Source organism: Halomonas sp. THAF5a (genome assembly GCF_009363755.1).
Classification (GTDB): domain Bacteria; phylum Pseudomonadota; class Gammaproteobacteria; order Pseudomonadales; family Halomonadaceae; genus Halomonas.
The window spans coordinates 2,091,383-2,117,469 of sequence record NZ_CP045417.1 but is presented as its reverse complement, the minus strand read 5'-3'; the positions used below and the strand labels follow the sequence as shown (position 1 = coordinate 2,117,469).

Annotated in this window: 20 protein-coding genes; 14 read left to right on the top strand and 6 right to left on the bottom strand. The window is 68.1% G+C overall.

The features are described from left to right. Nucleotides 1-16 precede the first annotated feature (16 nt). Both FIU83_RS09540 and FIU83_RS09535 read right to left on the bottom strand, forming a co-directional pair. Nucleotides 17-841: a carbon-nitrogen hydrolase family protein gene (locus tag FIU83_RS09540; protein WP_152483841.1), complete on the bottom strand. Its 825-nt coding sequence runs from the start codon at nt 839-841 to the stop codon at nt 17-19. A gap of 66 nt (nt 842-907) precedes the next feature. After that, a complete protein-coding gene (locus FIU83_RS09535) occupies nt 908-1,741 on the bottom strand; it encodes a pyruvate, water dikinase regulatory protein (protein ID WP_152483840.1) in 834 nt (277 codons plus the stop codon). 286 nt (nt 1,742-2,027) lie between these two features. Here FIU83_RS09535 and ppsA point away from each other — a divergent pair, with 286 nt between their 5' ends. The 5 genes from ppsA (at nt 2,028) to FIU83_RS09510 (ending at nt 9,131) form a co-directional block, all read left to right on the top strand. Then, nucleotides 2,028-4,400, top strand: coding sequence for a phosphoenolpyruvate synthase (gene ppsA / locus FIU83_RS09530; RefSeq protein ID WP_152483839.1), 2,373 nt, complete (start codon nt 2,028-2,030; stop codon nt 4,398-4,400). A gap of 216 nt (nt 4,401-4,616) precedes the next feature. Further along, nucleotides 4,617-5,147: a (2Fe-2S)-binding protein gene (locus FIU83_RS09525; RefSeq protein WP_152483838.1), complete on the top strand. Its 531-nt coding sequence runs from the start codon at nt 4,617-4,619 to the stop codon at nt 5,145-5,147. Further along, entirely contained in the window at nt 5,134-7,455 is a 2,322-nt protein-coding gene (locus tag FIU83_RS09520) for a molybdopterin cofactor-binding domain-containing protein (protein WP_152483837.1), read from the top strand. The genes FIU83_RS09525 and FIU83_RS09520 overlap by 14 nt, the downstream gene beginning before the upstream one ends. A gap of 57 nt (nt 7,456-7,512) precedes the next feature. Continuing rightward, entirely contained in the window at nt 7,513-8,508 is a 996-nt protein-coding gene (locus tag FIU83_RS09515) for an XdhC family protein (protein WP_152483836.1), read from the top strand. After that, a complete protein-coding gene (locus tag FIU83_RS09510) occupies nt 8,505-9,131 on the top strand; it encodes an NTP transferase domain-containing protein (protein WP_253939423.1) in 627 nt (208 codons plus the stop codon). Before FIU83_RS09515 ends, FIU83_RS09510 begins: the two co-directional genes overlap by 4 nt. Before the next feature lie 85 nt (nt 9,132-9,216). Here FIU83_RS09510 and FIU83_RS09505 read toward each other — a convergent pair whose 3' ends face one another. Beyond that, nucleotides 9,217-10,083: a glycine betaine ABC transporter substrate-binding protein gene (locus tag FIU83_RS09505; protein WP_172976068.1), complete on the bottom strand. Its 867-nt coding sequence runs from the start codon at nt 10,081-10,083 to the stop codon at nt 9,217-9,219. A 179-nt stretch (nt 10,084-10,262) separates the two neighbouring features. Between FIU83_RS09505 and FIU83_RS17765 the strand changes: the two genes are divergently transcribed. The 5 genes from FIU83_RS17765 to FIU83_RS17705 all read left to right on the top strand — a co-directional run bounded on the left by FIU83_RS17765 (nt 10,263) and on the right by FIU83_RS17705 (nt 14,528). After that, on the top strand, nt 10,263-10,406 hold the full coding sequence (locus tag FIU83_RS17765) for an RcnB family protein (protein WP_152485315.1): 144 nt from the start codon (nt 10,263-10,265) through the stop codon (nt 10,404-10,406). Nucleotides 10,407-10,497: 91 nt separating this feature from the next. Further along, complete coding sequence (locus FIU83_RS09495) at nt 10,498-12,924, top strand: Lon protease family protein (RefSeq protein ID WP_152483834.1); 2,427 nt, start codon at nt 10,498-10,500, stop codon at nt 12,922-12,924. Further along, entirely contained in the window at nt 12,914-13,699 is a 786-nt protein-coding gene (locus tag FIU83_RS09490; RefSeq protein ID WP_253939592.1) for a universal stress protein, read from the top strand. The genes FIU83_RS09495 and FIU83_RS09490 overlap by 11 nt, the downstream gene beginning before the upstream one ends. A gap of 76 nt (nt 13,700-13,775) precedes the next feature. Further along, complete coding sequence (locus FIU83_RS17465) at nt 13,776-14,264, top strand: hypothetical protein (protein ID WP_172976067.1); 489 nt, start codon at nt 13,776-13,778, stop codon at nt 14,262-14,264. A gap of 135 nt (nt 14,265-14,399) precedes the next feature. Continuing rightward, nucleotides 14,400-14,528, top strand: coding sequence for a hypothetical protein (locus FIU83_RS17705; RefSeq protein ID WP_301538556.1), 129 nt, complete (start codon nt 14,400-14,402; stop codon nt 14,526-14,528). 8 nt (nt 14,529-14,536) lie between these two features. On the opposite strand, the gene FIU83_RS09485 is transcribed toward FIU83_RS17705, so the two are convergent. Both FIU83_RS09485 and rraA read right to left on the bottom strand, forming a co-directional pair. After that, nucleotides 14,537-16,420: a glycerophosphodiester phosphodiesterase family protein gene (locus tag FIU83_RS09485; protein WP_152483832.1), complete on the bottom strand. Its 1,884-nt coding sequence runs from the start codon at nt 16,418-16,420 to the stop codon at nt 14,537-14,539. Nucleotides 16,421-16,576: 156 nt separating this feature from the next. Beyond that, nucleotides 16,577-17,065 (bottom strand): ribonuclease E activity regulator RraA, encoded by a 489-nt coding sequence (rraA, locus tag FIU83_RS09480; RefSeq protein ID WP_172976066.1) that lies wholly within the window; start codon nt 17,063-17,065, stop codon nt 16,577-16,579. A gap of 800 nt (nt 17,066-17,865) precedes the next feature. Between rraA and FIU83_RS09475 the strand changes: the two genes are divergently transcribed. Both FIU83_RS09475 and FIU83_RS09470 read left to right on the top strand, forming a co-directional pair. Next, nucleotides 17,866-18,336 carry a hypothetical protein gene (locus tag FIU83_RS09475; RefSeq protein ID WP_152483830.1) on the top strand — a complete coding sequence of 157 codons (471 nt, stop codon included), beginning with the start codon at nt 17,866-17,868 and terminating at the stop codon, nt 18,334-18,336. 50 nt (nt 18,337-18,386) lie between these two features. Beyond that, nucleotides 18,387-21,956 carry a peptidoglycan-binding domain-containing protein gene (locus tag FIU83_RS09470; protein ID WP_172976065.1) on the top strand — a complete coding sequence of 1,190 codons (3,570 nt, stop codon included), beginning with the start codon at nt 18,387-18,389 and terminating at the stop codon, nt 21,954-21,956. Between the two features lie 133 nt (nt 21,957-22,089). Here the strand turns inward: FIU83_RS09470 and acnB are convergent, their stop codons facing one another. Beyond that, nucleotides 22,090-24,693 (bottom strand): bifunctional aconitate hydratase 2/2-methylisocitrate dehydratase, encoded by a 2,604-nt coding sequence (gene acnB / locus FIU83_RS09465; protein WP_152483828.1) that lies wholly within the window; start codon nt 24,691-24,693, stop codon nt 22,090-22,092. Between the two features lie 290 nt (nt 24,694-24,983). On the opposite strand from acnB, the gene FIU83_RS09460 reads away from it, so the two are divergent. Both FIU83_RS09460 and FIU83_RS09455 read left to right on the top strand, forming a co-directional pair. Beyond that, nucleotides 24,984-25,433 carry a DUF1289 domain-containing protein gene (locus FIU83_RS09460; RefSeq protein ID WP_152483827.1) on the top strand — a complete coding sequence of 150 codons (450 nt, stop codon included), beginning with the start codon at nt 24,984-24,986 and terminating at the stop codon, nt 25,431-25,433. Beyond that, a complete protein-coding gene (locus tag FIU83_RS09455; RefSeq protein ID WP_152485314.1) occupies nt 25,433-26,074 on the top strand; it encodes a tRNA-(ms[2]io[6]A)-hydroxylase in 642 nt (213 codons plus the stop codon). The genes FIU83_RS09460 and FIU83_RS09455 overlap by 1 nt, the downstream gene beginning before the upstream one ends. Nucleotides 26,075-26,087 lie beyond the last annotated feature (13 nt).

The following is a 26,087-nucleotide window of genomic DNA, read 5'->3' as shown; positions in this document are numbered from 1 at the left end:
TGGCGGTCCCGCCGGGCTAGGCGCCGCGCACGGCGAGGCGGTCGTAGTCGGCCAGCACGTCCTGGCGGAAGGGGAACCGTGCGCGGACCTCGTCGATGACGTCGCGGTCGATGGTCACGACGCGGAACTCCTCCTCATCGCCAAGCACCGTCGCAGGGGTGACGCCGTCGATCCACGGCGGGCAGAGCATCGACGCTCCGAAACGCGATCCGCTGCGGTTGATGCTCAGGAAGTAGACCTGGTTCTCCAGGGCCCGGGTGGTGACGAACGGGTGCCAGGAGGGGAAGGAGAGGTCCCTCGAGAAGGCCACCGGGTGCAGGATGACATCGACGTCCAGCTCCCGGCAGAGGCGGCGGGAGAGCTCGGGAAAGCGCATGTCGTAGCAGATGATGATGCCCGCCCTGACGCCGCCGATCTCGAACACGGCCAGCCGGTCGCCACGGGTGAAGTACTCGAACTCGTGGGAATCGCCGTACTGTGCCGTGTGCATCTTGTCGTAGTGGGTCAGGTAGTCACCGTGGCGGTCGATCACCACCTGGCTGATGTAGGTCCGCTCCCCCTCCCGCCGAGGGGTGCCATAGCAGATCGCCACCTCGTGGTCGCGGCAGAAGGCGGCGAATCGCGCGTAGAACTCCCCCTCGAGGCATTCGGCGAACTCGTCGATCCGCTGGAAGTTCTCCTTCGAGTACTCCATCGTCGAGAGCTCCGGCAGCACGATCAGGTCGACGGGCCGTGCGCGCAGCTGTTCGCCGAGCCGGTCGATCACCGACGCGACGTGGGCGCGCTGCTGCTCTCGGGTGTCGATGGCGGGAACATGAAGCTGTGCGGCGAGTATGCGCATGGCGATGTGGCTCCGTCGGGGCGAGGGTCTCTGACGCGATGATCCGTTGTGGCCGCCGGCAGCGACTCAGCGTGGCGAGAAGCGGCGGGTGAGGCCGGTCTCGGCGATCATCCGCGTGGAGATCTCCTCCACCGAGAAGCGGGTGGTGTCGATGTAGGGCACGTGCATCTGGCGATAGAGCCCCTCGGCCTGCTCGACCTCCTGGACGCACTGATCCATGGAGCTGTACCGGCTGTTGGGGCGCCGCTCGTGGCGGATCGCCGCCAGGCGCCGGGGATCGATGGTCAGCCCGAACAGCTTGTGGCGATGGGGGGCCAGCACCCTGGGCAGCTTGAGGCTGCCGTCCTCGTCCAGGTCGTCCTCGGTGAGCGGGTAGTTGGCCGCGCGGATGCCGAACTGCAGCGCCAGGTAGAGCGAAGTGGGCGTCTTGCCGCAGCGCGAGACGCCCACCAGGATGATGTCGGCCTGGTCATACTGGTGGGTACGGGCCCCGTCGTCGTTGTCCAGCGCGAAGTGCACCGAGTGGATGCGGTCCATGTAGACGTCGTCGCGGCCGATGGCGTGGGTGCGGCCGACGCTATAGGAGGAGTGGGCCTTGAGCTCCTCCTCCAGCGGCTTGAGGAAGGTCGAGAAGACATCCACCTTGAAGCCCGGGGCCTCGCGAATCACCGCGCGGATCTGCTCGTCGACTACGGTATCGATGATGATCGGCTGCTCGCCGTCGCGGGCGGCCGTGGCCTCGATGATCGCCACCAGGGTGCGGGCCTTGTCGAGGGAGTCGATGTAGGGCTTGGTGAGCATGCGGATCTCGACGCTCTCGAACTGGGCCAGCAGGCTGCGGCCGAGACTCTCGGCGGTGATGCCGGTCCCGTCGGAGATGAAGAAGGCAGTACGCGTCATGGCGGGTCGCTGTGGTCCGGTCGGGTGGAGGCGTCATTGTCGGGGCTGGACGGCCCCGCGGCAAGGGCCCGGCGGGGGGCGGCGCGGCCCGCCACTACAAGAAATCGCCCCCTGGGCCTGCTGTTGTAAAAAACCTCCAGTGACTTCGATGTTAGACCAATGGCGAATATGGCGGGCCGCTGGTAGAGTCGCCAACATTCCCATCATGCCCACGACCCGCGAGTGAGTGTCGCGAGCGAGGCCCACCGGTGTGATGCACTCGTCGACGATTTTTCTGGGAGGTTTCATGGACGATTACATTCAGTGGTTCGATCAGCTGGGCATGGCGGACGTCGAGCGGGTCGGCGGCAAGAACGCCTCCCTTGGCGAGATGATCTCCAACCTGGCCGATGCCGGCGTCACCGTGCCCGGAGGCTTCGCCACCACGGCTCACGCCTACCGGGAGTTCCTCTCCCACGAGGGACTCAACGACCGCATCAACCAGGCGCTGGCGACCCTGGACGTCGATGATGTCAACGAGCTCGCCCGGGTCGGCGCCCAGATCCGCCAGTGGGTGATCGACACGCCGCTGCCGCCGACCTTCGAGCAGTACCTGCGCGAGAGCTACGACCAGCTCCTGGCCATGCACCCCAATCTCAAGGTGGCGGTGCGCAGCTCGGCGACCGCCGAGGACCTGCCGGATGCCTCCTTCGCCGGCCAGCAGGAGACCTTCCTCAACATCGAGGGTTTCGACAACATCAAGCGCGCCGTGCACGAGGTGTTCGCCTCGCTGTTCAACGACCGGGCCATCTCCTACCGCGTGCACCGCGGCTACGCCCACGAGAACGTGGCGCTGTCGGCGGGCATCCAGAAGATGGTGCGCTCCGAGACCGGCGCCTCGGGCGTGATGTTCACCCTCGACACCGAGTCCGGCTACCGCGATGCGGTCTTCGTCACCGCCTCCTGGGGCCTGGGCGAGACCGTGGTGCAGGGCGCCGTCAACCCCGACGAGTTCTACGTCCACAAGCCGACCCTCGCGGCGGGGCGTCCGGCGGTGCTGCGCCGCAACCTCGGCTCCAAGCTGATCAAGATGATCTACACCGACGACACCAGCGCCGGCAAGTCGGTCGAGACCGTCGACGTGCCGCTGGCCGATCGCGGGCGCTTCTGCATCCATGACGAGCAGATCATGGACCTGGCCCGCCAGGCGGTGATCATCGAGCAGCACTACCAGCGGCCCATGGACATCGAATGGGCGCTGGACGGCGACGACGGCAAGCTCTACGTCGTCCAGGCGCGCCCGGAGACCGTGGTCTCCCAACAGGAGGGCGGCAAGCTCGAGCGCTTCCAGCTCAAGGAGAAGGGCCGCACCCTGGTCTCCGGCCGGGCGATCGGCCAGCGTATCGGCAGCGGCGCGGTGAAGGTGGTCTTCTCCCCGGACGACATGGAGAAGGTGCACCCCGGCGACGTGCTGGTCACCGACATGACCGACCCGGACTGGGAGCCGATCATGAAGCGGGCCTCGGCCATCGTCACCAACCGCGGCGGGCGCACCTGCCACGCGGCGATCATCGCGCGGGAGCTGGGCATCCCGGCGGTGGTCGGCTGCGGCGATGCCACCGAGGTGCTGGCCGACGGCCGCGACGTCACCGTCTCCTGCGCCGAGGGCGACACCGGCCACGTCTACGAGGGGCTCTTGGACTTCGATCGCCGCGTGACCAGCGTCGATGCCATGCCCGAGATCCCCTTCAAGATCATGATGAACGTCGGCAACCCCGACCGTGCCTTCAGCTTCGCCGGCCTGCCCAGCGCCGGCGTCGGCCTGGCGCGCCTCGAGTTCATCATCAACCGCATGATCGGCGTGCACCCCAAGGCGCTGCTCGAGTACGACACCCTGCCCGCCGACCTGCAGCAGACCATCGATCTGCGCACCGCGGGTTACAGTGACCCGGTCGAGTTCTACGTCGAGAAGCTGGTCGAGGGGATCGCCACCCTGGCCGCCTCCTTCTACCCGCAGCGGGTCATCGTGCGCCTCTCGGACTTCAAGTCCAACGAGTACGAGAACCTGATCGGCGGCAAGCTCTACGAGCCCGGCGAGGAGAACCCGATGCTCGGGTTCCGCGGTGCGGCGCGCTACATCTCCGAGTCCTTCCGCCCCTGCTTCGAGCTGGAGTGCCGGGCGCTGAAGCGGGTCCGCGAGGTGATGGGGCTGGACAACGTCGAGATCATGGTGCCCTTCGTGCGCACCCCCGACGAGGCCCGCGAGGTGGTGGGACTGCTGGCCGATAACGGCCTGGTCCGCGGCGAGAACGGCCTCAAGGTCATCATGATGTGCGAGCTGCCGGCCAACGCCCTGCTGGCCGACGAGTTCCTCGAGCACTTCGACGGCTTCTCCATCGGCTCCAATGACCTGACCCAGCTGACCCTGGGCCTGGATCGCGACTCGGGGATCGTCGCCCATCTCTTCGACGAGCGGAACCCGGCCGTCAAGAAGCTGCTCTCCATGGCCATCCAGGCCTGCCGCGCCCAGGGCAAGTACATCGGCATCTGCGGCCAGGGTCCCTCGGACCATCCCGATCTCGCCAAGTGGCTGATGGAGCAGGGCATCGACTCGGTCTCCCTGAACCCGGACGCGGTGCTCGAGACCTGGTTCATGCTGGCCGGCGAGACCCTCGGCTAAGCCGCCGTCGGCAATGCGCGCCCCACGACCCCGCCTCTCGAGGCGGGGTTTTTCATGGGCGCGTGGACGCTGCGTTGAGGAGAGGGGGCGGGGGGAGTCGACACGAATTGTCAGCCTGCTAACATTATCGCCGTTTGCTATCCGACAAGAGACGCCGGCTCACGGCGCGAGCGCGGCGCCAGGCGCCGTCCCGACGACCACCTGAGGAGAAGTCCCTTGGCCAGTTTCACCCTGAACGGCGAACCGGTCAGCGTCGAGGTGTCCCCCCAGACCCCCCTGCTGTGGGTGCTGCGGGATCATCTCGGCATGACCGGCACCAAATTCGGCTGCGGCATCGCCCAGTGCGGCGCCTGTACCGTCCACCTGGATGGCTCCGCCACCCGTACCTGCGTGCTGCCGGTCTCCGCCGCCGAAGGCGCCGAGATCGTCACCATCGAAGGCCTCTCGGCCGATGACGACCACCCCCTCCAGCAGGCCTGGCGCGAACTGCAGGTGCCCCAGTGCGGCTACTGCCAGTCGGGCCAAATCATGCAGGCCGCGGACTTCCTGAGCCGCAACGCGGACCCCAGCGATGCCGAGGTCACCGAGGCCATGGCCGGCAACCTCTGCCGCTGCATGGCCTACCGGCGCATCCACCGGGCGGTGAAGCGGGCCGCCGAGATTTCCCAGGCCCGTGAGGCCGACACGGCTGGGGTCGGCGTCTTCGACCCGGCCCGCGCACAGGAGGTGACCCATGGCCAGGTTTGAGGATCAGCTGGCGGCCGTCGAGGCCCGCCGGGACGAGGGGCGGGGCATCTCGCGCCGCGGTTTCCTGATCGGCACCATGGCCGGCTCCGCGATGCTCGCCTTCGGCCTCTCCGGCATCGCCGGCGCCGCGAGCGGCCCCGCCAGCGAGGCGCTGGCCGCCGGGCGCTACGAGCCGACGATCTGGTACGCCATCGCCCCGGACGGCACCGTGACGGTGCATATCACCAAGGCCGAGATGGGCCAGCACGTCGCCACCAGCCTGGCGCGCCTGGTCGCGGAGGAGCTCGAGGCGGACTGGTCCACCATCGAGGTGGTCTACGTCGACAGCGACCCGAAGTGGGGCTACATGGTCACCGGTGGCAGCTGGTCGGTGCACCACAGCTACCTGCCGCTCTCCCGGGCCGGCGCGGCCGGCCGCATCGCCCTGATCGAGGCCGGTGCCAAGCTGATGGGCGTCGATCCCGACAGCTGCCGCGCCCGCCAGGGCCGGGTCATCAGCGGCGATCAATCGATCGGCTATGGCGAGATCGTGGCCCGGGCCGGGCTCGAGCGCACCTTCTCCGAGGAGGAGCTCGAGCAGATCCGCCTGAAGCCGGTCGACGAGCGCCGGGTGCTGGGGACCCAGGGCGGCGCCCTGGACGTGCCGGCCAAGGTCAACGGCGAGGCGGTCTATGGCATCGACGTCAGCCTCGAGGGCATGCTCCACGCCCGTCCGGTGCTGCCGCCGACCCGCTTCGGCTCCAAGCCCCTCTCGGTGGACGACAGCGCGGCACAGCAGATCGAGGGCTATCGCCAGACCATCGAGCTCGACGACCCCTCCGGCGTCTGCCAGGGCTGGCTCGCGGTGATCGCCGACAGCACCTCGGCGGCGATGCGTGCCGCCGACGCCCTCAAGGTCGAGTGGCAGCGCGGCGACAGCTACGCGATCACCGAGGCGGACATCCAGGAGCAGGGCCAGGCCCTGGTCGCGGCCCCCAGCCGCGACAACGGCTCGCTGTTCGTCGATATCGGCGATGCGCCCGCGGCCCTCGAGGGCGCCAGCCAGGTGGTCGAGTCCACCTACACCACCTCGAGCGTGCTGCATTTCCAGCTCGAGCCGGTCAACGCCACCGTGGTCGAGGAGGACGGGCACTGGCACGTGCACTGCGGCAACCAGCAGCAGACGCTGGCGGTCGGGATGCTGGCCAAGGCCCTCGAGGTCGACGAGAGTCGTATCACTCTGCATCAGTACTATCTGGGTGGCGGGTTCGGGCGTCGCCTCTACGGTGACTACACCATCCCCGCGGCGCTGGCGGCCAAGGCCCTGGGCCGGCCGGTGAAGATGCTCTTCACCCGCCCCGACGACACCCGCTTCGATTGCGTGCGCTCGCCCTCGGTGCAGCGCCTGCGCTCCGGGCTCGACGACAGCGGTCGCGTGGTGGCCTCCGAGCATGCCGCCGCCGCCGGCTGGCCGTCGGCGGCCATGGCGCCGGCGTTTCTCGCCGAGACGGTCGAGAACGGCGGCAAGGTCGACTCCTTCGCCATCAGCGGCGCCGACCACTGGTACGACGTGGGCGACCAGCGGGTCTGGGCGCAGCAGAACCACAAGGCCCACGAGGTCTTCGTGCCGGGCTACCTGCGCTCGGTGGGACCGGGCTGGACCACCTGGGCCGTCGAGCAGCACATCGACGAGCTGGCGCTGGCCGCCGGCGAGGATCCGGCCCAGTTCCGCCTCGCCCTGCTCAAGGCCGAGGGCCGCAACGCCGGCCAGGCGCCGCACAGCGTCGGCGGGGCCGAGCGCCTGAAGGCCGTGCTCGAACGCGCCATGGACAAGGCCGGTTGGGCGGATCGAGACAGCCTGCCCGAGGACGTGGGCATGGGTGTGGCCCTGACCTTCGGCCAGGAGCGCAACATGCCGACCTGGGTGGCCTGCATCGCCCGGGTACGGGTCGATCGCGGCGACGGGACGATCACGGTGGAGCGGCTGACCACGGTCGCCGATGCCGGCACCCTGGCACATCCCGACGGGGCCATGGCCCAGCTCGAGGGCTCGCTCCTGTGGGGGCTGTCGATGGCCCTGCACGAGGGCACCGAGTATGAGAACGGCAAGCCCAAGGCCCTGAACCTCGGCGCCTACACGCCGCTGCGCATGAACCAGGTGCCGGAGATGGACCTCGAGTTCATCGCAAGCGACGCCATGCCGGTGGGGCTGGGCGAGCCGGGCACCACGGTGGTGGCGCCCGCGATCGCCAATGCCGTCCAGCATGCCGTGGGCGTGCGCCTGCGCGACATGCCGATGCGCCCCGAGGCGCTCAAGGCCGCCCTCTAGGGCCCGGCCACCCCGTCCCGGCCGGTCCGGGGCGGGGCCTGTCGAGTGAGACCTACCATGCAATACCTTGATCTGACGGTGATCCGCCAGGCGCTCGCCTGGGCGCGGGCGGGGGAGACGCTGTGGCTCTGCACGGTGCTCTCGACCTTCGGCTCCTCGCCTCGGGAGCCGGGGGCCTGGCTGGTGGCCCGGCGCGACGGGGAACATGTCGGCTCGCTGTCCGGCGGCTGCGTCGAGGAAGATTTCCTCGACCGTCTGGCCGAGGGCGCCTTCGAGGCGCCGGTACAGCGGGTGCGCTACGGCGAGGCCGAGGAGGCCCTGAACGGCCCCCGCGTCACGCTGCCCTGCGGCGGCATCCTCGAGGTGCTGGTGGAGCGGCTTGAGCCGGGGCCCGCGACCCTCGCGCACCTGGCGGCCCTGGAGCGTGCCCTGACCGGCCAGCGCCCGAGGATTCGCCAGGTCGACCTGGCGAGCGGCGCGCTCACCCTCGAGGACGATAGCGGCCTCGGCGATCGGGTGGTCTGGCCGCCGGCGGGCGACGAGGCGGCGGGGACGGTTCGGCTGCGTGTCGGGCCCGTGGCCCGGCTGGTGCTGGCGGGCATGTCGCCGGTGGCCGAGGCCTGCGCCGAGTTCGCCCAGCGCCTCGGCTTCGAGGTGATGCTCTGCGACCCTCGTGCCGAGGCGCTGGATGGACTGACGGTGCCCGGCGTGGAGCGGGTGGTGAACCTGCCCTCGGCCTTCATCGCCGGTGGCGGCTGTCACGCCGCCACCGCGGTCGTGGCGCTGACCCACGACCCGCGCATCGACGACCTGGCGATGATCGAGGCGGTCCGCACCGAGGCCTTCTACATCGGCGTGATGGGCTCGCGGAAGACCTCGGCGGCCCGGGCCGAACGCCTGCGGCGCAGCGGCGGCCTGACCGAGGCCGAGCTGGCGCGCATCCAGATGCCGATCGGCCTTGGGCTCGGCAGCAAGACCCCGGCGGAGATCGCCCTGGCGGTGATGGCCGATATCGTGCGGGTGCGTCGCGGCCAGGGGCGGGACGCGCTGTGACCCCGGCGGCCGATACCGAGCGTGTCGTCATCCTGGTGATGGCGGCGGGGCGCTCGCGCCGCTTCGGGCCCGCCGACAAGCGCCTGGCGCGCCTGGCGGATGGCCGCACCCTGCTGGCGGCGAGCCTCGCGGCGAGCCGGGCCCTGTCGTCGCGCCGCCTGCTGGTGGTGCGGGATGGCGAGGGGCTCGCCACGCTGGGTCTCGACGCCGGCCCCGGGGCCCCCGGGCTGCTGGTCGCCTCGCGGGCCGATGCGGGGCTCGGGGCGAGCCTCGGCGATGCCTTCACGCGGCTGCTCGACGCTCCCGGCCTGGAGGGCATCGAGGCCGCGGCGGTATGGCTCGGCGACATGCCCGCCATCGCGCCCGCAACCTGTCGGCGCCTGGCGGCACACGCCGCGCCGGGGCGCATCGTGCGGCCCCGCCATGCCGGCCGTGCCGGTCATCCGGTGCTCTTCGGCCGGGCCTTCTGGCCGCGCCTGGCCCGGCTGGACGGCGTCGCGGGGGCCCGCGGCCTGATCCTCGACCATCCCGGGGCCTGTCGGGAGATCGAGGTCGACGATGGCGGCGTGCATCGCGACGTCGACACGCCGGCGGGCCTCGCGGCCCTGATGCGCTCTCCCTGAAGACGGCCCCGGCCTAACCCCCTGCGATACGACGGCGCCCGGCCACTGGCCGGGCGCCGTCGTTCAGTGCCGGGCTGGCGTCGCGTCAGTCGGGCTGGGCGCCGTCGCCCTCGGCCTCGCCCAGCCAGCGGGCGACCAGCTCCGGGTGCGCCTCGACCCAGGCGCGGGCGTTGGCCTCGTAGTCGCCGTTGGCCTGGTTGGCGGCCATCAGCCCCTGTACGTCGTCGGCGCTCCAGGCGAAGCGATCCAGGATCGCGGTGACTTCCGGCTGTTCCTCGGCGAGGCCCTGACGCGTCACGGTGTGGATGCGCTCGTCCCGGGAGTAGAGGCCCTGGGGGTCCTCCAGATAGCGCAGCGACCGTGACGAGAAGACCGGATGCGGGGCCCAGGCGGTGACCACGATCGGCTCCTGGCGGCCCATCGCGGACGCCAGGGTCTTGCTCATGGCCGCGTCGCTGCCGGCGATCAGGCGCCACTCATCGAGACCGTAGGCGCCCATGGCCCGCTCGGTCAGGGCCATGATGCCGGCGCCCGGATCGATACCGTGGATACGCTCGCCGAAGGCATCGCCGGCCGCGGCCAGGTCGGCGATCGAGGTCGCCTCGGCATAGTCGGGCACGGCCAGGCCGACGCGGGCATCGGTGAGGTTGGGGCCGAGGTCGTCGATGGCGTCACCCGCGGCCTCGTAGTAGGGGGCCTGGGTGACCGGCAGCCAGGCGCCGGTGAAGGCGTCCAGCTCGCCGACGGAGAGCCCCTGCCAGATCGCGGCCAGGCTCACCGAGCGGACCTCCACCTCGTGTCCGGCGTCCTCGAGGACCGCCTTGAGCACGTAGGTGCTGGCCTGGCCGGTGGCCCACTCGCCGATGCCCAGGCGCAGGGCATCGGCCTGGGCCAGGGGACTCACGGCGCCGAGCAGCAGGCCGGTGGAAGCGAGCAGCGTACGCAAGGTCATCTCAAACATCTCCAGCAGGGGGGTAGCGATTCGGATACCCATGATACCTGTTCTGGCGTCAAGACGAAGCCGTTGTTGCACCTGCCCTGCCCGTTGTCTGACTAGACTGCGAGTACGTTTCCTCTTCAAGGAGGTCGTCATGACACGTACCGGTCACGCCTCGGCGCTGGCGTTCGCCGCTGCCCTGGGGCTCGCGCTCGTCGCCGCGCCGCGAGCTGCCACACTACGAGGGGTACGAGTGGCGCCGCGTGGGCGCCGATGCCGTGCTGGTCGATATCACCAACGACATCATCTTTGAAGTGATCCGCGACATCCTGCGCTGAGCGACCCGCGAACGGGCGAGTCGCTCGAGGGCCGAGAGGGAGAGAGGAAGAGAGGGAGAGAGGGAGAGAATAAGGAGAGAGGAGGACGGTCATGCTGGAGCCCCTGGAGGTCACCCAGGTCTATCGACGCTGTGCCACCGAGGCCTTCGCCTTCGAGATCACCAGCGAGCTCGAGTCGCTGGACCTGCTGAGCGGGCACGAACGGGCCCGGGACGCGCTGAATTTCGGCACCGCCATGCGCAGCGACGGCTTCAACCTCTTCGTGCTGGGCACCCCCGGACACGACCGGGAGAGCCTGGTGGGGCGCTTTCTCGCCGAGCAGGCCCAGCGCGGCCCGGCGCCCGGCGACTGGTGCTATCGCTACAACTTCGAGGACCCCTCCGTGCCGCTGGCCCTCGCCCTGCCGGCGGGCATGGGACGCGCGCTGCGCGAGGACCTGGACGGCCTGATCGAGGAGCTGCGCAGCGCCATCCCCGCGGTCTTCGAGAGCGAGGAGTACCAGAACCGCCTCCACGAGCTGAAGCAGGCCATGGGCGAGCGCCAGCGCGATGCCGTCGAGGCCGTGCGGCGCGAGGCCCGGGAGCACGGCATCCTGCTGCTCTCCACCCCCAACGGCTTTACCTTCGCGCCGGCCGATGGCGACACGATGATGGCGCCCGAGGCCTTCGAGAAGCTCCCGCCCGAGGAGCGCCAGCGCATCGAGCAGAAAATCGAGGCACTGCAGCGTCAGCTCACCCAGGCGATCCGCCAGATGCCGCGCCTCGCCAAGCAGCTTCGCCAGCAGGCCAACGAGCTCAACGCGGAGATGCTCGAATCGGCCATCGGCTCACCGCTGGACGAGCTCAAGGAGCGTTACGCCGATCAGTCGGGCGTCATCACCCACCTCGAGGCGATCCGCGAGGCGATCCTCTTCAACGCCGACTCCTTCACCGACGAGGACGCCGATATCCCGGCGGAGGCCGTGTTCAGCCGCTTCCAGATCAACCTGCTGGTGGACAACGCCGAGGCCCAGGGGGCGCCGGTGGTCCACCAGGACCTGCCCACCCATCAGCACCTGGTGGGGCGCATCGAGCACCAGGTGCACAACGGCACCCTGGTCACCGATTTCCTGCTGATCCGCCCCGGCGCCCTGCATCGCGCCAACGGCGGCTACCTGGTGCTCGACGTGCGCGGCGTGCTCACCCAGCCCGGCGCCTGGGAGACCCTCAAGCGGGTGCTCCGGGCCGGCGAGATTCGCACCGAGTCCCTCGAGCAGGCCTACGGCCTGATCAGCACCGTGACCCTGGAGCCGCAGCCGATCCCCCTGGACGTCAAGATCGTGCTGCTCGGCGAACGGCTGCTCTACTACCTGCTCTGCGAGCACGACCCGGAGTTCCTGGAGCTCTTCAAGGTGCAGGCCGACCTCGAGGACGCGTTCGATCGTGACCCCGAGCACGAGGCCTTCTACGCCCGCATGGTGGCGACCCTGGCGCGCACCGCGGCGCTGCGGCCCCTGGATCGGGAGGGCGTGGCGGCGGTGGTCGAGCGCGCCAGCCGCCTGGCCGACGACCAGCGCAAGCTCTCGGCGCGCCACCGCGACCTCCACGACCTGCTGCTGGAGGCCGATCACTGGGCCGGCGAGGCGGGGGACCGGGTGATCGGCCGGGGCCACGTCGAGCGGGCGGTGGCCCAGCAGCTGTGGCGGGCGGGGCGCCTGCGCGAGCGTAGCCACGAGCTCTTCACCCGCGGCACCCTGATGGTCGCCACCGAGGGGCGGGTGGTCGGCCAGGTCAACGGCCTGTCGGTCGTGCAGCTCGGCGAGATGGCCTTCGGCCAGCCCTCGCGCATCACCGCCACGGCGCGACCCGGCGAGGGCCGGGTGGTCGACATCGAGCGCGAGGCGCGCACCGGGGGGCGGATCCATGCCAAGGCGGTGATGATCCTCTCCCGCTACCTGGCCAGCCGCTACGCCGCCCTCGAGCCGCTGTCGCTCTCGGCGAGCCTCGCCTTCGAGCAGTCCTACGGCGGCGTCGAGGGCGACAGCGCCTCGGTGGCCGAGGCCTGCGCCCTGGTCTCGGCCATCGCGGGAGTGGGGCTCGACCAGGCCTTCGCCGTGACCGGCTCCATCGACCAGCAGGGCCGGGTCCAGGCGGTGGGCGGCGTCAACGAGAAGATCGAGGGGTTCTTCGACGTCTGCCGCTCGCGCGGCCCACTCTCGGGGCAGGCGGTGATCCTGCCGCGCACCAACGTCGAGCACCTGATGCTCAAGGGCGAGGTGCGCGAGGCCATCGAGCGGGGGCAGTTCCGGGTCTTCGCGATCTCCCGGGTGGACGAGGCCCTGTCGCTGCTGACCGGGCTGCCCATCGGCGAGGCCGACGCCGAGGGTCGCTTCCCCGAGGGCAGCCTCGAGGCGCGGGTGGCCGAGCGCCTCGCGCAGTTCCGCGAGGCGGTGAAGCAGGCTCGCCGGGCGGAGCACGGCCCCGCCGACGGCGCGACCGGCAACGACAGCGACGAGGAGGGTGACGGTGATGCCTCCTGACCGGCTGGAACCGCCACCGGGCGACGCCCCGGGCGCCGGGGCGTCCGGCAGAGATGTCCGAGTCGTGCGGGTCCTGACCCTGCTCGACGCCTCGCGTCACAGCCTGGCCGCCCTCGGCGCCGCGGTGGAGCTCGCGGCGGCGCGCCACGCGGAGCTGGTGGCGCTGTTCGTCGAGGACCAGGAGCTCGTCAGCAGCGCCGGCTTCCCCTTCGCCCGGGAGATCGGGGCGGTCTCCGGGCGGGTGCGCCGACTCAGCCGGGAGGCGCTGCTGGCCGGTCAGGCGCGCCAGGCGCGCCGCGTCACCGAGGCGCTGGAGGTCGCGGTGGCCGGGCGGGAGCTGCGCCACGAGCTCAGGGTCAGTCGCGGCGGGGTCGTCAGCGAGGCGCAGGCCCTGGCCGGGCCGGGGGACGTGCTGGTGCTGGGCAAGGCCGGCTTCTCGGGGCACTGGGGCGTGCGGCTGGGCTCCACCAGCCGCGCCCTGATGCTGTCGGCGCCCTGCACGGTGGTCATCTGGGACGAGCGGCTGCCGCTGGCGCGCGGGCCGCTGCGCACCCTGCGCGATCCGCCCGCCGCCCCGGAGGTCCCCGACCTCCTGGCGCGGCTGTTCGATGGCGTGGAGGTCCTCGAGGAGACCGATGCCCGGGAGCTCGAGGCGCGGCTGCGGCGCACGACCAGCGGGGCACTGCTGCTGCATCGCCCGCGGCTCGCGCGGCTGGCCGAGCAGGACCCCGACCTGCTGGCGCGGCTGCCGATCCCGGTGATCGTCGTGCCCTGAGCGATGTCGCCCCACAGGACGGCGAGAATTTGGCAAGATGGCGCCCCCTGAAGAGCTCACTCGGACATCGATCGCAATGACATACTTGCTGGTGATGGGGGCGCTCGCGCTCTCGGTCTGCTTCACCCTGGGCTGGGGGCTGGTCGTCACCGGGCGCTGGCTGGCCCGCCGGCTGCCCGGTGGGGGCGGCAGAGCGTCTCGGCAGCCGGCGCGACGGACGGCGAATCGCGCCAAGGCCTCTCCCAAGCCGGCCCCCAAGACCTCGAGCAAGGCCTCGAACAAGGCCCCGACCAAGGCCTCGAGTCGTGGCCGAACCGCCAAGGCCCCGTCCGAGCCCTGGCGGCTGACCCGCTGGCTGGCCCGGCGGCGCTCGTCGCTGCCGCTGGGGCTCCTGGCCCTGCTGCTCTACGGTGGCAGCCGCCTGGCAGAGTACGGCATGACCTTCCGCCCCCACGAGGCCCCGGGGGGGTTCCATCGCCTCGTCGAGATCCTCGGTGTCGGCGCCGCCGGGCTGCTGGCCCTGGCCGCGGTGAGTCTGCTGGCCGCCTGGCGCTGTCGTGACTGACAGCATGACCTTCCGCCCCCACGAGGCCCCGGGGAGGCCATCGCCTCGTCGAGATCCTCGGTGTCGGCGCCGCCGGGCTGCTGGCCCTGGCCGCGGTGAGTCTGCTGGCCGCCTTGCGCTGTCGTGACTGACAGCATGACCTTCCGCCCCCACGAGGCCCCGGGGGGGTTCCATCGCCTCGTCGAGATCCTCGGTGTCGGCGCCGCCGGGCTGCTGGCCCTGGCCGCGGTGAGTCTGCTGGCCGCCTGGCGCTGTCGTGACTGATCGGACGGCTAGCTCCTCAGCCAGTTACGCAGCTTGACCAGCATCAGGGCGCCGTCCCCCAGGCGCCGACGCTCTGCGATCAGCCCCGCCAGCCGGGCCGGGCGGTCGGTGATGATGCCATCCACCCCCAGGTCGATCAGGCGCGACATGGCGTCGCGGTCGTTGAGGGTCCAGGCGTGCAGGGCGTAGCCGTAGTGGCCCGCCAGGCGGATCTCCTCCTCGTCGATGCGATTGTGGCGCAGCGCCAGGCCATCGAAGCCGCGACGCTCCAGGCTGCCCGACAGCACCAGCTGGGCCAGCAGGGTGGTGCCCAGGCGCGGCTCGCGCCGCGCCACCTCGCGCAGCAGCCAGGGCGAGCGGGTGGCCACGCGCATCTCTCCCATGACATCGGGCTCGCCGCAGGCCAAGGCGTTGATCCGGTCCTCGGCCGCTGCCCGGCAGGCGTGGCGCGCTTCCCGTTCCTTTCGCAAGTCGTCGAGCACCGCCTCGACCAGGTCGAGCTCGCGCCCGGGGTCGGGCTTGAGCTCGATCAGCAGCCAGGCGCGCCCGCGGGTCAGGGCCAGCGCCTCGTCGAGCCCCGGGATTCGCTCGCCGGTGAAGGCGGGGTCGAACCAGCGTCCGACATCGAAGGCCGCCAGGGCCCCCCGGGGCAGGCTGCCCAGGGGGCGTTCGTCACCGGTCAGCCGCTGGAGGCTCTCGTCGTGATAGAGGACGACCTGGTCGTCGGCGGTCAGGCGCACGTCGATCTCGATGCCGTCGGCGCCGTCGCGGATGGCCTGGTCCAGCGCCGCCAGGGTGTTCTCCGGCGCCTTCAGTGAGCTGCCGCGGTGGGCGATGATCTCGACCTCGTCGCGGATCTCGAAGCGGTGGACGATCATCCAGGCCTGGCCGATGGCGAAGAGCAGCACCGCGAGCTCCACGGCCCAGGCCAGGCGGTGGGGATGACTGCCCGGCGGGGGCGGCTCGGGGCGCGGCTCGCGATGGGCCAGGCGCAGGTAGAGGCAGGTCGCCTGCAGAGCATTGGCGGCGATGCCGCCGAAGGCGATGGCCAGGGTGATGAGCAGGTAGGCGGTGAGGTAGGCGAGCATGGCCGGTACCAGCACCGTATTGCGCTCGGGCAGCCACCACAGCAGCGGCGTGACCACCCGGTCGAACAGCGCGGTGGCGAGCAGTGGCAGGCCGACGATACCGACCAGCAACAGCAGCACCGCCGCGGCGATGTGGCGCCCCTCGCCACGGGTCAGGCGTGCGCTGCGGGCCAACGCCGCCCGGGGCGACCGCCCCTCCAGGGTCAGCACCGCCAGCGCCAGGTGCCAGCGCACGTAGAGTCCGCCCGCGAGCAGTGCCCAGGCGAGTGCCGGCACCAGCGCGCTGGCGACGAAGGCCCAGAAGGCCGGGGGCCGCACGCGCTGCACGAAGTAGGGGTCCAGCGCCCCGAGGAAGAGCTCGTGCAGCCCGGCGATGGCCAGAGCCGGGGGCAGCAGCAGCAGCAGCTGGGTGCCGACCTGCAGCACGACCAGCCCACCGATCGCCGGCAGGCGGCGCAGGGTCGCCCAGAGCGCCTCGAAGGCCAGGCGCACGTGGCGGCCGTGGGGCCGCACGGCGACGAGGATCATCCCCGACTGCTGCAGGTAGAGCACCAGGAAGGTCAGGCCCAGCGCCGCCAGGAGCCACAGCAGGCCCGCCGGGCTCATCAGCAGGGCGATCAGCTCGGCATTGGTGATCACCGGCCGGCCGAACTCGCCGAGCAGGCTCGACAGCGTCCAGCCCGCGGCCGGCAGCAGCAGGCTCGAGGCCAGCAGGGTGAAGAAGAGGTGGTAGGCGATCAGCGGGCGCAGGTGCTCGCGCAGGGTGCGCAGCACGTCGCCGCTCAGGCGTGACAGGGGCTGCATGGACGCTCGCGGGTGGTGGCGATGCGCTCAGGGTGGCATCGCGCCTCCCGCTCGGGCAAGGAAAGGGGCCGCGCGGTCTCCCGGCTCCCGGGGAAGGGGCGAGGCGCCCCGCGGACGCCCGCGGACGCCCGCGGGGGCCTGGCGGGGCGGCGCGGGTCAGCGCGCGAGGTCCAGCCGCTCGTCGGCGATCAGGATGCCGTTGTTGTCGGCATAGAGCCACTGGCCCGGCGCGATCGTCACCCCGGCGAAGGTCACCGGCAGGTCGCGTTGGCCCTCGCCGCGCTTCTCGCTCTTGCGCGGATGGGCGCCCAGCGCCTGGATGCCGAGGTCGGTCTCGGCCAGGACGTCGACGTCGCGCACGCAGCCGTACATCACCACCCCGGCCCAGCCGTTGCCGGCGGCCTGTTCGGCCAGCATGTCGCCGAGCATGGCACAGCGGGTCGAGCCGCCGGCGTCCACCACCAGCACGGCGCCGTCGCCGGGCTCGGCCACGGCCTCCTTGACCCGGGAGTTGTCCTCGAAGCACTTCACGGTGCGGACCGGGCCGCAGAAGGCCTCCTGGCCGCCGACGTTGACGAACAGCGGCTCGAGCACCTGGACGTCGGGGTAGGCGTCGCAGATATCGGGGGTAACGATCTGGCTCACGATGATGGCTCCTGGGGTCGATCCGGTTGACGAGTGCCGATGATGCCATGCCCGGGGCGCGACGACAGGTCCCCTTTGGTGGCAGACGCCGAGAAGGCGGCGGGGAAGAGGCGCACAAAAAAAGCTCCCCAGAGGGGCGCTTCGGTCATCGGCTCCGGCCGCCGCGAGCGGCGGCCTTCGATGGTGCGAGCATCGGAGTCGAGCTTAAGGTCTCACGACGCCGGCGTTCAGGCTTCCTGGGCGACAGGGCTATCTTCGCGTCCTTCGATCAGTCCAGATGTTGTCAAGGAGTTTTCAAAGCTGCATGGCGTAGCCGTTGTCCTGAATTCACGCCCAACTCTGGCGGGATTCTTCGGGAGCGAAGCCATAGGAGAGAAGCTATCACGCCTGACAGCTGGTCCTTTGGAAGCAGGGAGGGAAGCAGGGAGGGAAGCAGGGGGGGGGTGGAAGAACGCTCTGAATTAACTGAAGAATATTAGCCACAGTTTTTTCAGGTCGGGCTTATGGTTGGTGTGGGTTGACAATAAACGAGCCGTGTCTACCGTTTGTTTAGAGATATTGTTTTGCGGTTTGTTTTCGCTTTATCTTTCTGATGCATCGGTCGTTGATGGGAGTAGTATTTTGTTTTTCTGGCTTTTTGATATCGCCTTTGTTTCCCATTGTGATCCTTTGAATAATTAATGGATGGGTCTTAAGTCTCTAGTGCTAGTGGTGATGAGCTTTCAAATGATGAAGAGACCAGAGGGGTGGAGAGTTTGAAAAATTATGCAGCTGATAAACGATGATTGAGGAAAAAGTATATGAAAAACAATACTATATACGGGATTAGTATCCTGCTTCTGTCGCTTCCTTTGTGGGCCGATGACTGGAGTTTGTTGCCAGAAACGCAAGATGATCGCGTATTCTATCAGGCGAAAAGCGATGAGAAGTCGCTGATCTTGGGATGCTTCAGCGGTCAGGAGGCTCTTTCCTTTACGCTGATAGGGGGAGAGGTCCCCCTGAATGAAAGCTTGCGTCATCAGCCTTCGATTATCGTCTGGATTACCTTGCCCGACAGGCGTACGGGGCGTTATGCCATTGATACAGAATACCTTGGAGGACTTGATAATGCTTTGGTCGGGAAGTTGATGCTAGGTGAAGAGGGTAAGCAATTCTTTTCTCAAGGTATGGAGTTATCGATTAGCTCGGATCGGGTCGGAGTCTTCTTTAATACAGGCTTGGCCGGGTCGGCGCGGGCAATGCAAGACTTTCGTGAAGTGTGCCGACTATAGCAGCTTGGTAGTTCGGTGATAAATAGAATAAAGTGTGCGGGGTGAAGGTGATGTTCGCTACAATAGTTTTTGGTAAACGGGTGTCGATAGGTTTCATTTATCTCATCGTGGTCATGGTTGCTGTGGCATCTCCTGCCCGCGCGCAGCAAGACTTGTTGAGAGGAGTGATCGAAGGGGTGGGACGATCCATTTTGCAAGAAGAGAATGCCCGCAGGCAGGAGGCATATCGTCGCCAAGAAGCGTTGCGGAGAGAAGAAGAGCTTAGGCGTCAGGAGGCCTACAGACGACAGGCGGAGCTGCAGCGCCAACGACGACTACAGGAGCAACAGCAGCGCCGGGCCCAAGACGGCCAGCGAATGACCGGCGCCAGAGCGTCCCAAGCGCGCCAGGACAACCGTTCCCAACGTTCCGCATACGCGATCGGTGAGTCGAGGGAAACCATTGCTCGCGTTCAAGAGATGCTCAATCGCCTGGGCTATCCTGCAGGACCGGTGGACGGGCTGATGGGAAGAAAAACGGCGGGAGCGATTCGGGACTTTCAGTCCGATCAGGGGATGCGCCAGACTGGGCAGCCGAGCGGCTCTCTCGTGTTGTCTCTGCAGTCCGCACTGCAGCGAGGGGCTACCAGTAATCAAGCGCACCGTACCGATATGGTCGACGAGCAGACTTCCGTCGACCCGTTTGATCTTCCAGATAGCGCTCTACAGCAAAACCGTGGAGATCAGGCCGCCGATGAGAAGCTTCTTTTGGTGAGCATTGGATCATGGGGAAACCTACCCAGAGAATGGCGAGACGATGACGACTGGCAGGAGCGTCAGCGGCAGTGGCTGGCCGCAATGGTGGCTGACCAGGCACTAGGCTCGGAACTCGAGCAGCGTTTTGTAGGCAGCCAGCCGCTTACCTTAGCAGAGGTGCGGCAGGCATTCGCCGACGCGGGTATCGATGTATCGCGCTTCGAGCGCGTCGAGAGGCTGTTTAGGAACGGAGTCAAAGTTTCCCCTTCGCAACAGTCACTGGGCATGCTGACCCATACGGTGCGCATGAATCAGTTTGAAGCTGCACGACTCCAGGAAGCGCTGCGTGGCAAGGCGCGAGCCGCCTTGCAGCGAGAGGCACAGCCGCCCTCCGCCAATATGACCCTGATCTGTGGTTTAAGCATGGAAAACTATGACTTCAAGAACGAGCGTTTTCCCATTAAACAGCAATCGATAGAAAACTGTTTCAGCGGCGGAGGAGAGGCCATCAAGAATGTTCGCGGCCACCGAGCCCGCGTGCTTATCGATACTCCACTGAGGCCCAAGTCTGTTCCAGTGAGCCCTGCGATGGCCGAGGAGTGGGTGAAGCGGCTGGGAGGAGCTCGGTTTGCTCTGGCTGTCCCTGCCACACTAACGGCCAGCGTTTCTCAAGATAATCGCGGTCACCCTCTGCTGAGCTACGTGGCGAATCCCACGGGCGCGCTGGAGGTACGCTCTGGCCGTGACCTTTCCGAAGTACTCTATCGCTATCGCGACGAGGATCTAAGTGACGCCAGCGATACCCATGAGACACGAAGACTCGAGGATTTCGAACGCCCATGGTGGCTGGACAGTGACGAAGAGGTAGAGAGAGTTGCGAGTCGAGCTAAGGTAATAGCGCTGGATGAGCTACCGGCCACAGATCTTTTCCGTGAAGAAACAGGTTTGACGTTCTCCTTTCGGGCAAGTTATGACGAAGGCTTGGCGAAAGGGGAGCGCAGCCTCCAGGACTTCCTGCAGGAGCGCCGCCGAGACGGAAACGTCAGCCTACTCTCCCAGGCACTCGGTCTTCCAGTAGAGAACTTCCAGGTCATCTCGCTCCCCCTCGCGGGCCACCGGCAAGGCATGCAGCAGGCGACGGTGGTGCTGCCGCGAGATGCCCGCGTCTATGAGGTGAACGAAGTACTGCCCAGCAACGAATCCAGAGACGGCGGACGGCCTTTCGCCGCCGTCGAGATCGCCGTGACCGCGGAGAGGATCGTGAGGCTGCCGGACGGCCAGGAGCGGCTGCTGCTGGCAGGACACCCCGAGCGTCTGGTGGTGCGTCGCTACTCGCCCAGTCAGGCCTGGCAAGAGGCTCCGGTCATCGCCGGTGTCTCTTTCGAGCGTCAAATGCCCGTTGCTCATGAGCGTATCGAGCTGGCGTGGCGGGGAGAACTGCTCTGGCAGGGGGCCAGGCTGGCGGAGCAGGACCCGGAGGAGATCATTCGTCGGCAGCTGGAGAGCCGCCAGTTTGCCGGATCGGATGCCTTTGCCCGAAGGGAGGCCGCGCAGGCGCTGGCTGATGGCATCAGGGCGAGGCTCGAGCAACCCGGTGCGCACTGGATCAAGGCGCGCATTCGGCTTTCCCCCTATGATTTCGAGCGCCAGGGCTGGCCTGTCACCGGTCTTTCGCCGGAGTTCAGCGATAACGCACCCGAAGCCGATCGTGCCCTTTCGGTCCAGTTGAGTGCCCAGGCGTCAGATCGAGGGCTCTTCCTGCCCATGTCGCCGGAGCAGGCCCGCGAGTTTCAGCAGGCCAGCGATGAGGACCTGGCGTTCGATGCGCTGCTCGCCCTGCGGATCTCGGGGGTGGACGACCGATACGGCAGGGGCGCAACGCTTGCCGCCAGGATGACGCTGCGCTATGAGCCCAGAGAAGTGATTCTCTTCGACGCTGGCCGCGGGCAGGCCATCATCAACGACAACAGCGTGCGCCTTAGGCACGTTTTCTCGGAACAGGCAGAGAGTGGCGCCGAGGGGCAGGCTCTCTCTGCCAGGTCGGAGTTGGATGGATATGCCGCAACCCCGAGTGAATTTTCCATTAAGGGGGTAAGGCTCGGAGAAGACTTTACCTCTGCTGTCGACAGGCTTGCTGACGCCATCGAGGCCGATCAGCGATATCAGGCCACCGTTGAGTCGAGACAGCGGGTCGCGCGCGAGGCGGGAGTAGAGCCAATAAACGACTGGGCAGCTTTTCACAACGGCGTGCTGATCGAATCGACACACCGTCATGAACTTGTAGCGATTTACCGCGAACCTCCAAGTCTCGACGACAAGGTTACGGCAGTCTCTCGTACAAAACTGTTCCCCCCCGGTAAGGGGCCTTCCTGGCCGCAATTGAGACAAAAGCTCCTCGAAACCTATCCAACCGTCGATCCAGAGCAGCTGAGCGGTACCGAACAGGAGTCATCGATTGTGCTGACGCTATGGGCGCAAGATAGTCGACTCTCTTCAACGGCGGTGCCGCAGGACCCGAAAGCGGCGACTTGCATGCGCGGTTTGCGTGCGCGCGCTCGTGTATCTCAAACCCAATTTGGTTTGGGGCAGAAGGCTCGGGAGAATGGTTATTTGAGGCCTGATGACAATCGGGCGACCTGGTTTGATGAGCAGGACGTTATGGCTGTCTCCTCGCTGGCCAGCACGTATTCGCTACCGGGGCTTTTCGGTGGACTTGATGAATGTCCAGTTAGCGAAGTGATGGTTATCGGCGCCATTTTTGGCAATGATGCCAGGATATTGAGCTTACGCCAGGCGATAGCTCATCCGGTGCGAATGGCTGCCTTGGCCGATGAGCGCAGGCGTCAAACCGAGAGCGAGAAACCAGAGGTCGATTTCGATCTGTGAGCGGCGTTAGTATTCCGACGCAAAAAAAGCGCCCCGTGAGGGGCGCTTCGGTCATCGGCTCCGGCCACCGCGAGCGGCGGCCTTCGATGGTGCGAGCATCGGAGTCGAGCTTAAGGTCTCACGACACCGGCGTTCAGGCTTCCTGGGCGACCGGGATCACGTTGGAGGCGGCCTTCTGGAACTCCTCGATCTCGTGGAAGTTCATGTAGCGATAGATCTCGCCGGCCATGGCGTCGAACTCGCTCATGTAGCGGCGATACTCGTCGACGCTCGGCAGGCGACCCTCCACCGCGGCCACCGCCGCGAGCTCCGCGGACGCCAGGTAGACGTCGGCGCCGTCGCCCAGGCGGTTGGGGAAGTTGCGGGTCGAGGTGGAGACCACGGTGCTCTTGGCGGCGACGCGCGCCTGGTTACCCATGCACAGCGAGCAGCCCGGCATCTCCATGCGCGCGCCGGCGCGGCCGTAGATGCCGTAGTAGCCTTCCTCGGTCAGCTGGTGCTGGTCCATCTTGGTCGGCGGCGCAAGCCACAGCTTGGTCTTCAGGCTGCCGGCCGGCTGCTTCTCGAGCAGCTTGCCCGCGGCGCGGAAGTGACCGATGTTGGTCATGCACGAGCCGATGAAGACCTCGTCGATCTTCTCGCCGGCGACCTCGGAGAGCAGGCGAGCGTCGTCTGGATCGTTCGGGGCGCAGAGCACCGGCTCCTTGAGCTGGTCGAGGTCGATCTCGATGACCTCGGCGTACTCGGCGTCCTTGTCGGCGCGCATCAGGCTCGGGTTCTCGAGCCACTCCTCCATGCCCTGGATGCGGCGCTCGATGGTACGGCGGTCGCCGTAGCCGTTGGCGATCATCCACTTGAGCAGGGTGATGTTGGACTTCAGGTACTCGGCGACGGAGTCATCGCCCAGGGTGATGGTGCAGCCCGCGGCGGAGCGCTCGGCGGAGGCGTCGGAGAGCTCGAAGGCCTGCTCGACGGTGAGGTCCTCGAGGCCCTCGATCTCCAGCACGCGACCGGAGAAGGCGTTCTTCTTGCCCGACTTCTCGACGGTCAGCAGCCCCTGCTGGATCGCGTAGTAGGGGATGGCGTGGACCAGGTCACGCAAGGTGACGCCCGGCTGGCGCTGGCCCTTGAAGCGCACCAGCACGGACTCCGGCATGTCCAGCGGCATCACGCCGGTGGCGGCGGCGAAGGCGACCAGGCCCGAGCCCGCCGGGAAGGAGATGCCCAGCGGGAAGCGGGTGTGGGAGTCGCCGCCGGTGCCCACGGTGTCGGGCAGCAGCATGCGGTTGAGCCAGCTGTGGATGATGCCGTCGCCCGGGCGCAGCGAGACGCCGCCGCGGTTCATGATGAAGTCGGGCAGGGTGTGGTGGGTGTCGACGTCCACCGGCTTCGGGTAGGCCGCGGTGTGGCAGAAGGACTGCATCACCAGGTCGGCCTGGAAGCCCAGGCAGGCCAGGTCCTTGAGCTCGTCGCGGGTCATCGGGCCGGTGGTGTCCTGGGAGCCCACGGTGGTCATCTTCGGCTCGCAGTACATGCCGGGACGCACGCCGTCCATGCCGCAGGCCTTGCCGACCATCTTCTGGGCCAGGGTGAAGCCCTTGCCGGTGTCGGCCGGCTGCTCGGGCAGGCGGAAGACGTCGGAGGGGGCGAGGCCCAAGGACTCGCGCGCCTTGGCGGTGAGGCCGCGGCCGATGATCAGCGGGATGCGGCCGCCGGCACGCACTTCGTCCAGGAGCAGCTGGGTCTTGAGCTCGAAGGTGGTGAGCACCTCGTCGGTGCCGTGCTTGCACACCTTGCCCTCATAGGGATAGACATCGATCACGTCGCCCATCTCGAGCTTCTCGACGTCCATCTCCACGGGCAGGGCGCCGGAGTCTTCCATGGTGTTGAAGAAGATCGGGGCGATCTTGCCGCCGAAGCAGAAGCCGCCGGCGCGCTTGTTCGGGACGTGGGGGATGTCGTCGCCGAAGAACCACAGCACGGAGTTGGTCGCGGACTTGCGCGAGGAGCCGGTGCCGACCACGTCGCCGACGTAGGCGACCGGGAAGCCCTTGGCCTTGACCTCCTCGATCTGCTTCAGCGGACCGGTGGTGCCGGGGACTTCCGGGGCGATGCCGTCGCGCTCGTTCTTGAGCATGGCGTTGGCGTGCAGCGGGATGTCCGGGCGGGACCAGGCGTCCGGGGCGGGGGAGAGGTCGTCGGTGTTGGTCTCGCCCGGCACCTTGAAGACGGTGAGGGTGATCTTCTCGTCCAGCTTGGGCTTGGCGAGGAACCACTCGGCCTCGGCCCAGGACTGGATGATCTCCTTGGCCACGGCGTTGCCCGCCTTGGCGCGCTCTTCCACGTCGTGGAAGGCATCGAACATCAGCAGGGTGTGCTTGAGCTGTTCGCCCACTTCCTTGGCCAGCGAGTCGTCGTCCAGCAGCTCGACCAGTGAGACGATGTTGTACCCGCCCTGCATGGTGCCCAGCAGCTTGACCGCGTGGATGCGATCGACCAGCGGCGATTCGGCCTCGCCCTTGGCGATGGCGGTGAGGAAGCCGGCCTTGACGTAGGCGGCCTCATCGACACCGGGGGGCACGCGATTGGTGAGCAGGTCGAGGATGAACTCCTCCTCGCCGGCCGGCGGATTCTTCAGCAGCTCGACCAGGGCGGCGACCTGCTCGGCGTTCAGCGGCTTGGGCGGCACGCCGTCGGCGGCGCGCTCCTCGACATGTTGGCGATAGGCTTCAAGCACGATGGGACCCTCATCGGTAGTGGTGGCCAGGGCCGGCGATGCGCGTCGAGCTCTCGACGAATGGCACGCGTCGGCACGAGACGGGTCCGTCAGACCCGCCCGATCGGCCAGGGTGTCAGCGGTGCCGCGATGATAGAGGAAACTGTCGACAATGTTAAGTTGAGCCCGTGGTTGACGCCTTGAACTTTGGTCGGCGGTGGCCGGCGCGTGCAACTTCGGGATGCCAGGGCGAGGCCCCGCGCGGTACCATGAGGGTTTGCCCATTCACCTGAACGTTCACGGGAGGTCACATGGGAGAGCGCATCGTCTCGCCCTGCGTCGGCGTCTGTTCGACCACCCTCGGTGACCGGGTCTGCCGCGGCTGCCAGCGTACCAACGACGAGATCCGCGACTGGCCGGCCTATGGCGGCGACGAGCGCCGCGATCGCCTGGCCCGGATCGACCGGCTGCGGGGCGAGATCGCCGCGCGCTACCTGGTGGTCGAGGATGCCGCGCTGCTCGAGAGCCAGCTGCGGCGCCATCGCATCCGCTTCCGCGAGGAGCAGCCGGCGCTCTCCCGCGCCGTGGAGCTGTTGCGGGTGGGCCGCGGCCGCATCCGGGAGCTCTCGCGCTACGGCCTGGCCGGCCTCGAGCACCAGGACGCGGCCGCCCTGCACGCGGCGATCGCCCGTGACCTGCTGGCCGCCGCCGACCGGCGCCTCCCGACCTCTTCCGACGCCACCGATCTGCCGACACCATGATGCCCTCGACCGCTACCCTCGACGCGCCCGACCACCAGGACCTGCTGCCCCCGGAACTGCTGGCCTTCCTGCCCTGTGCCACCCCGGACGCCTGGGTGACCTGGGCGCTGGAGAACCCCGAACTGCTGCTGATCGATCACGCCCAGTGCGAGAAGAAGGCGGCATCCACGGCCATGAGCCTGCTCTACCGTTACGTGGATCAGCCGCTGCTGCTGACCAAGATGAGCCAGCTCGCCCGGGAGGAGCTGCTGCACTTCGAGCAGGTCGTCAAGCTCATGGAGGCGCGGGGCATCGCCTATCGCCACATCAGCGCCTCGCGCTATGCCGAGGGGCTGCGCCGGCACGTGCGCGCCGAGGAGCCCGAGCGGCTGATCGATATCCTGATCATCGGCGCGCTGATCGAGGCGCGCAGCTGCGAGCGCTTCGCGCGGCTGATCCCGCACCTTGACGCTGAACTTGCCAAGTTCTACCGCAGTCTGGTTAAGTCGGAAGGACGTCATTTCGAGGACTATCTGATGCTGGCGCGCCGCCTGGCCACGGCGCCCATCGACGCGCGCATCGCCTTCTTCACCGATCGCGAGGCCGAGCTGGTCACCACGCCGGACAGGGTCTTTCGTTTTCACAGCGGTGTGCCGGCCTGAGGCCATCACCTCC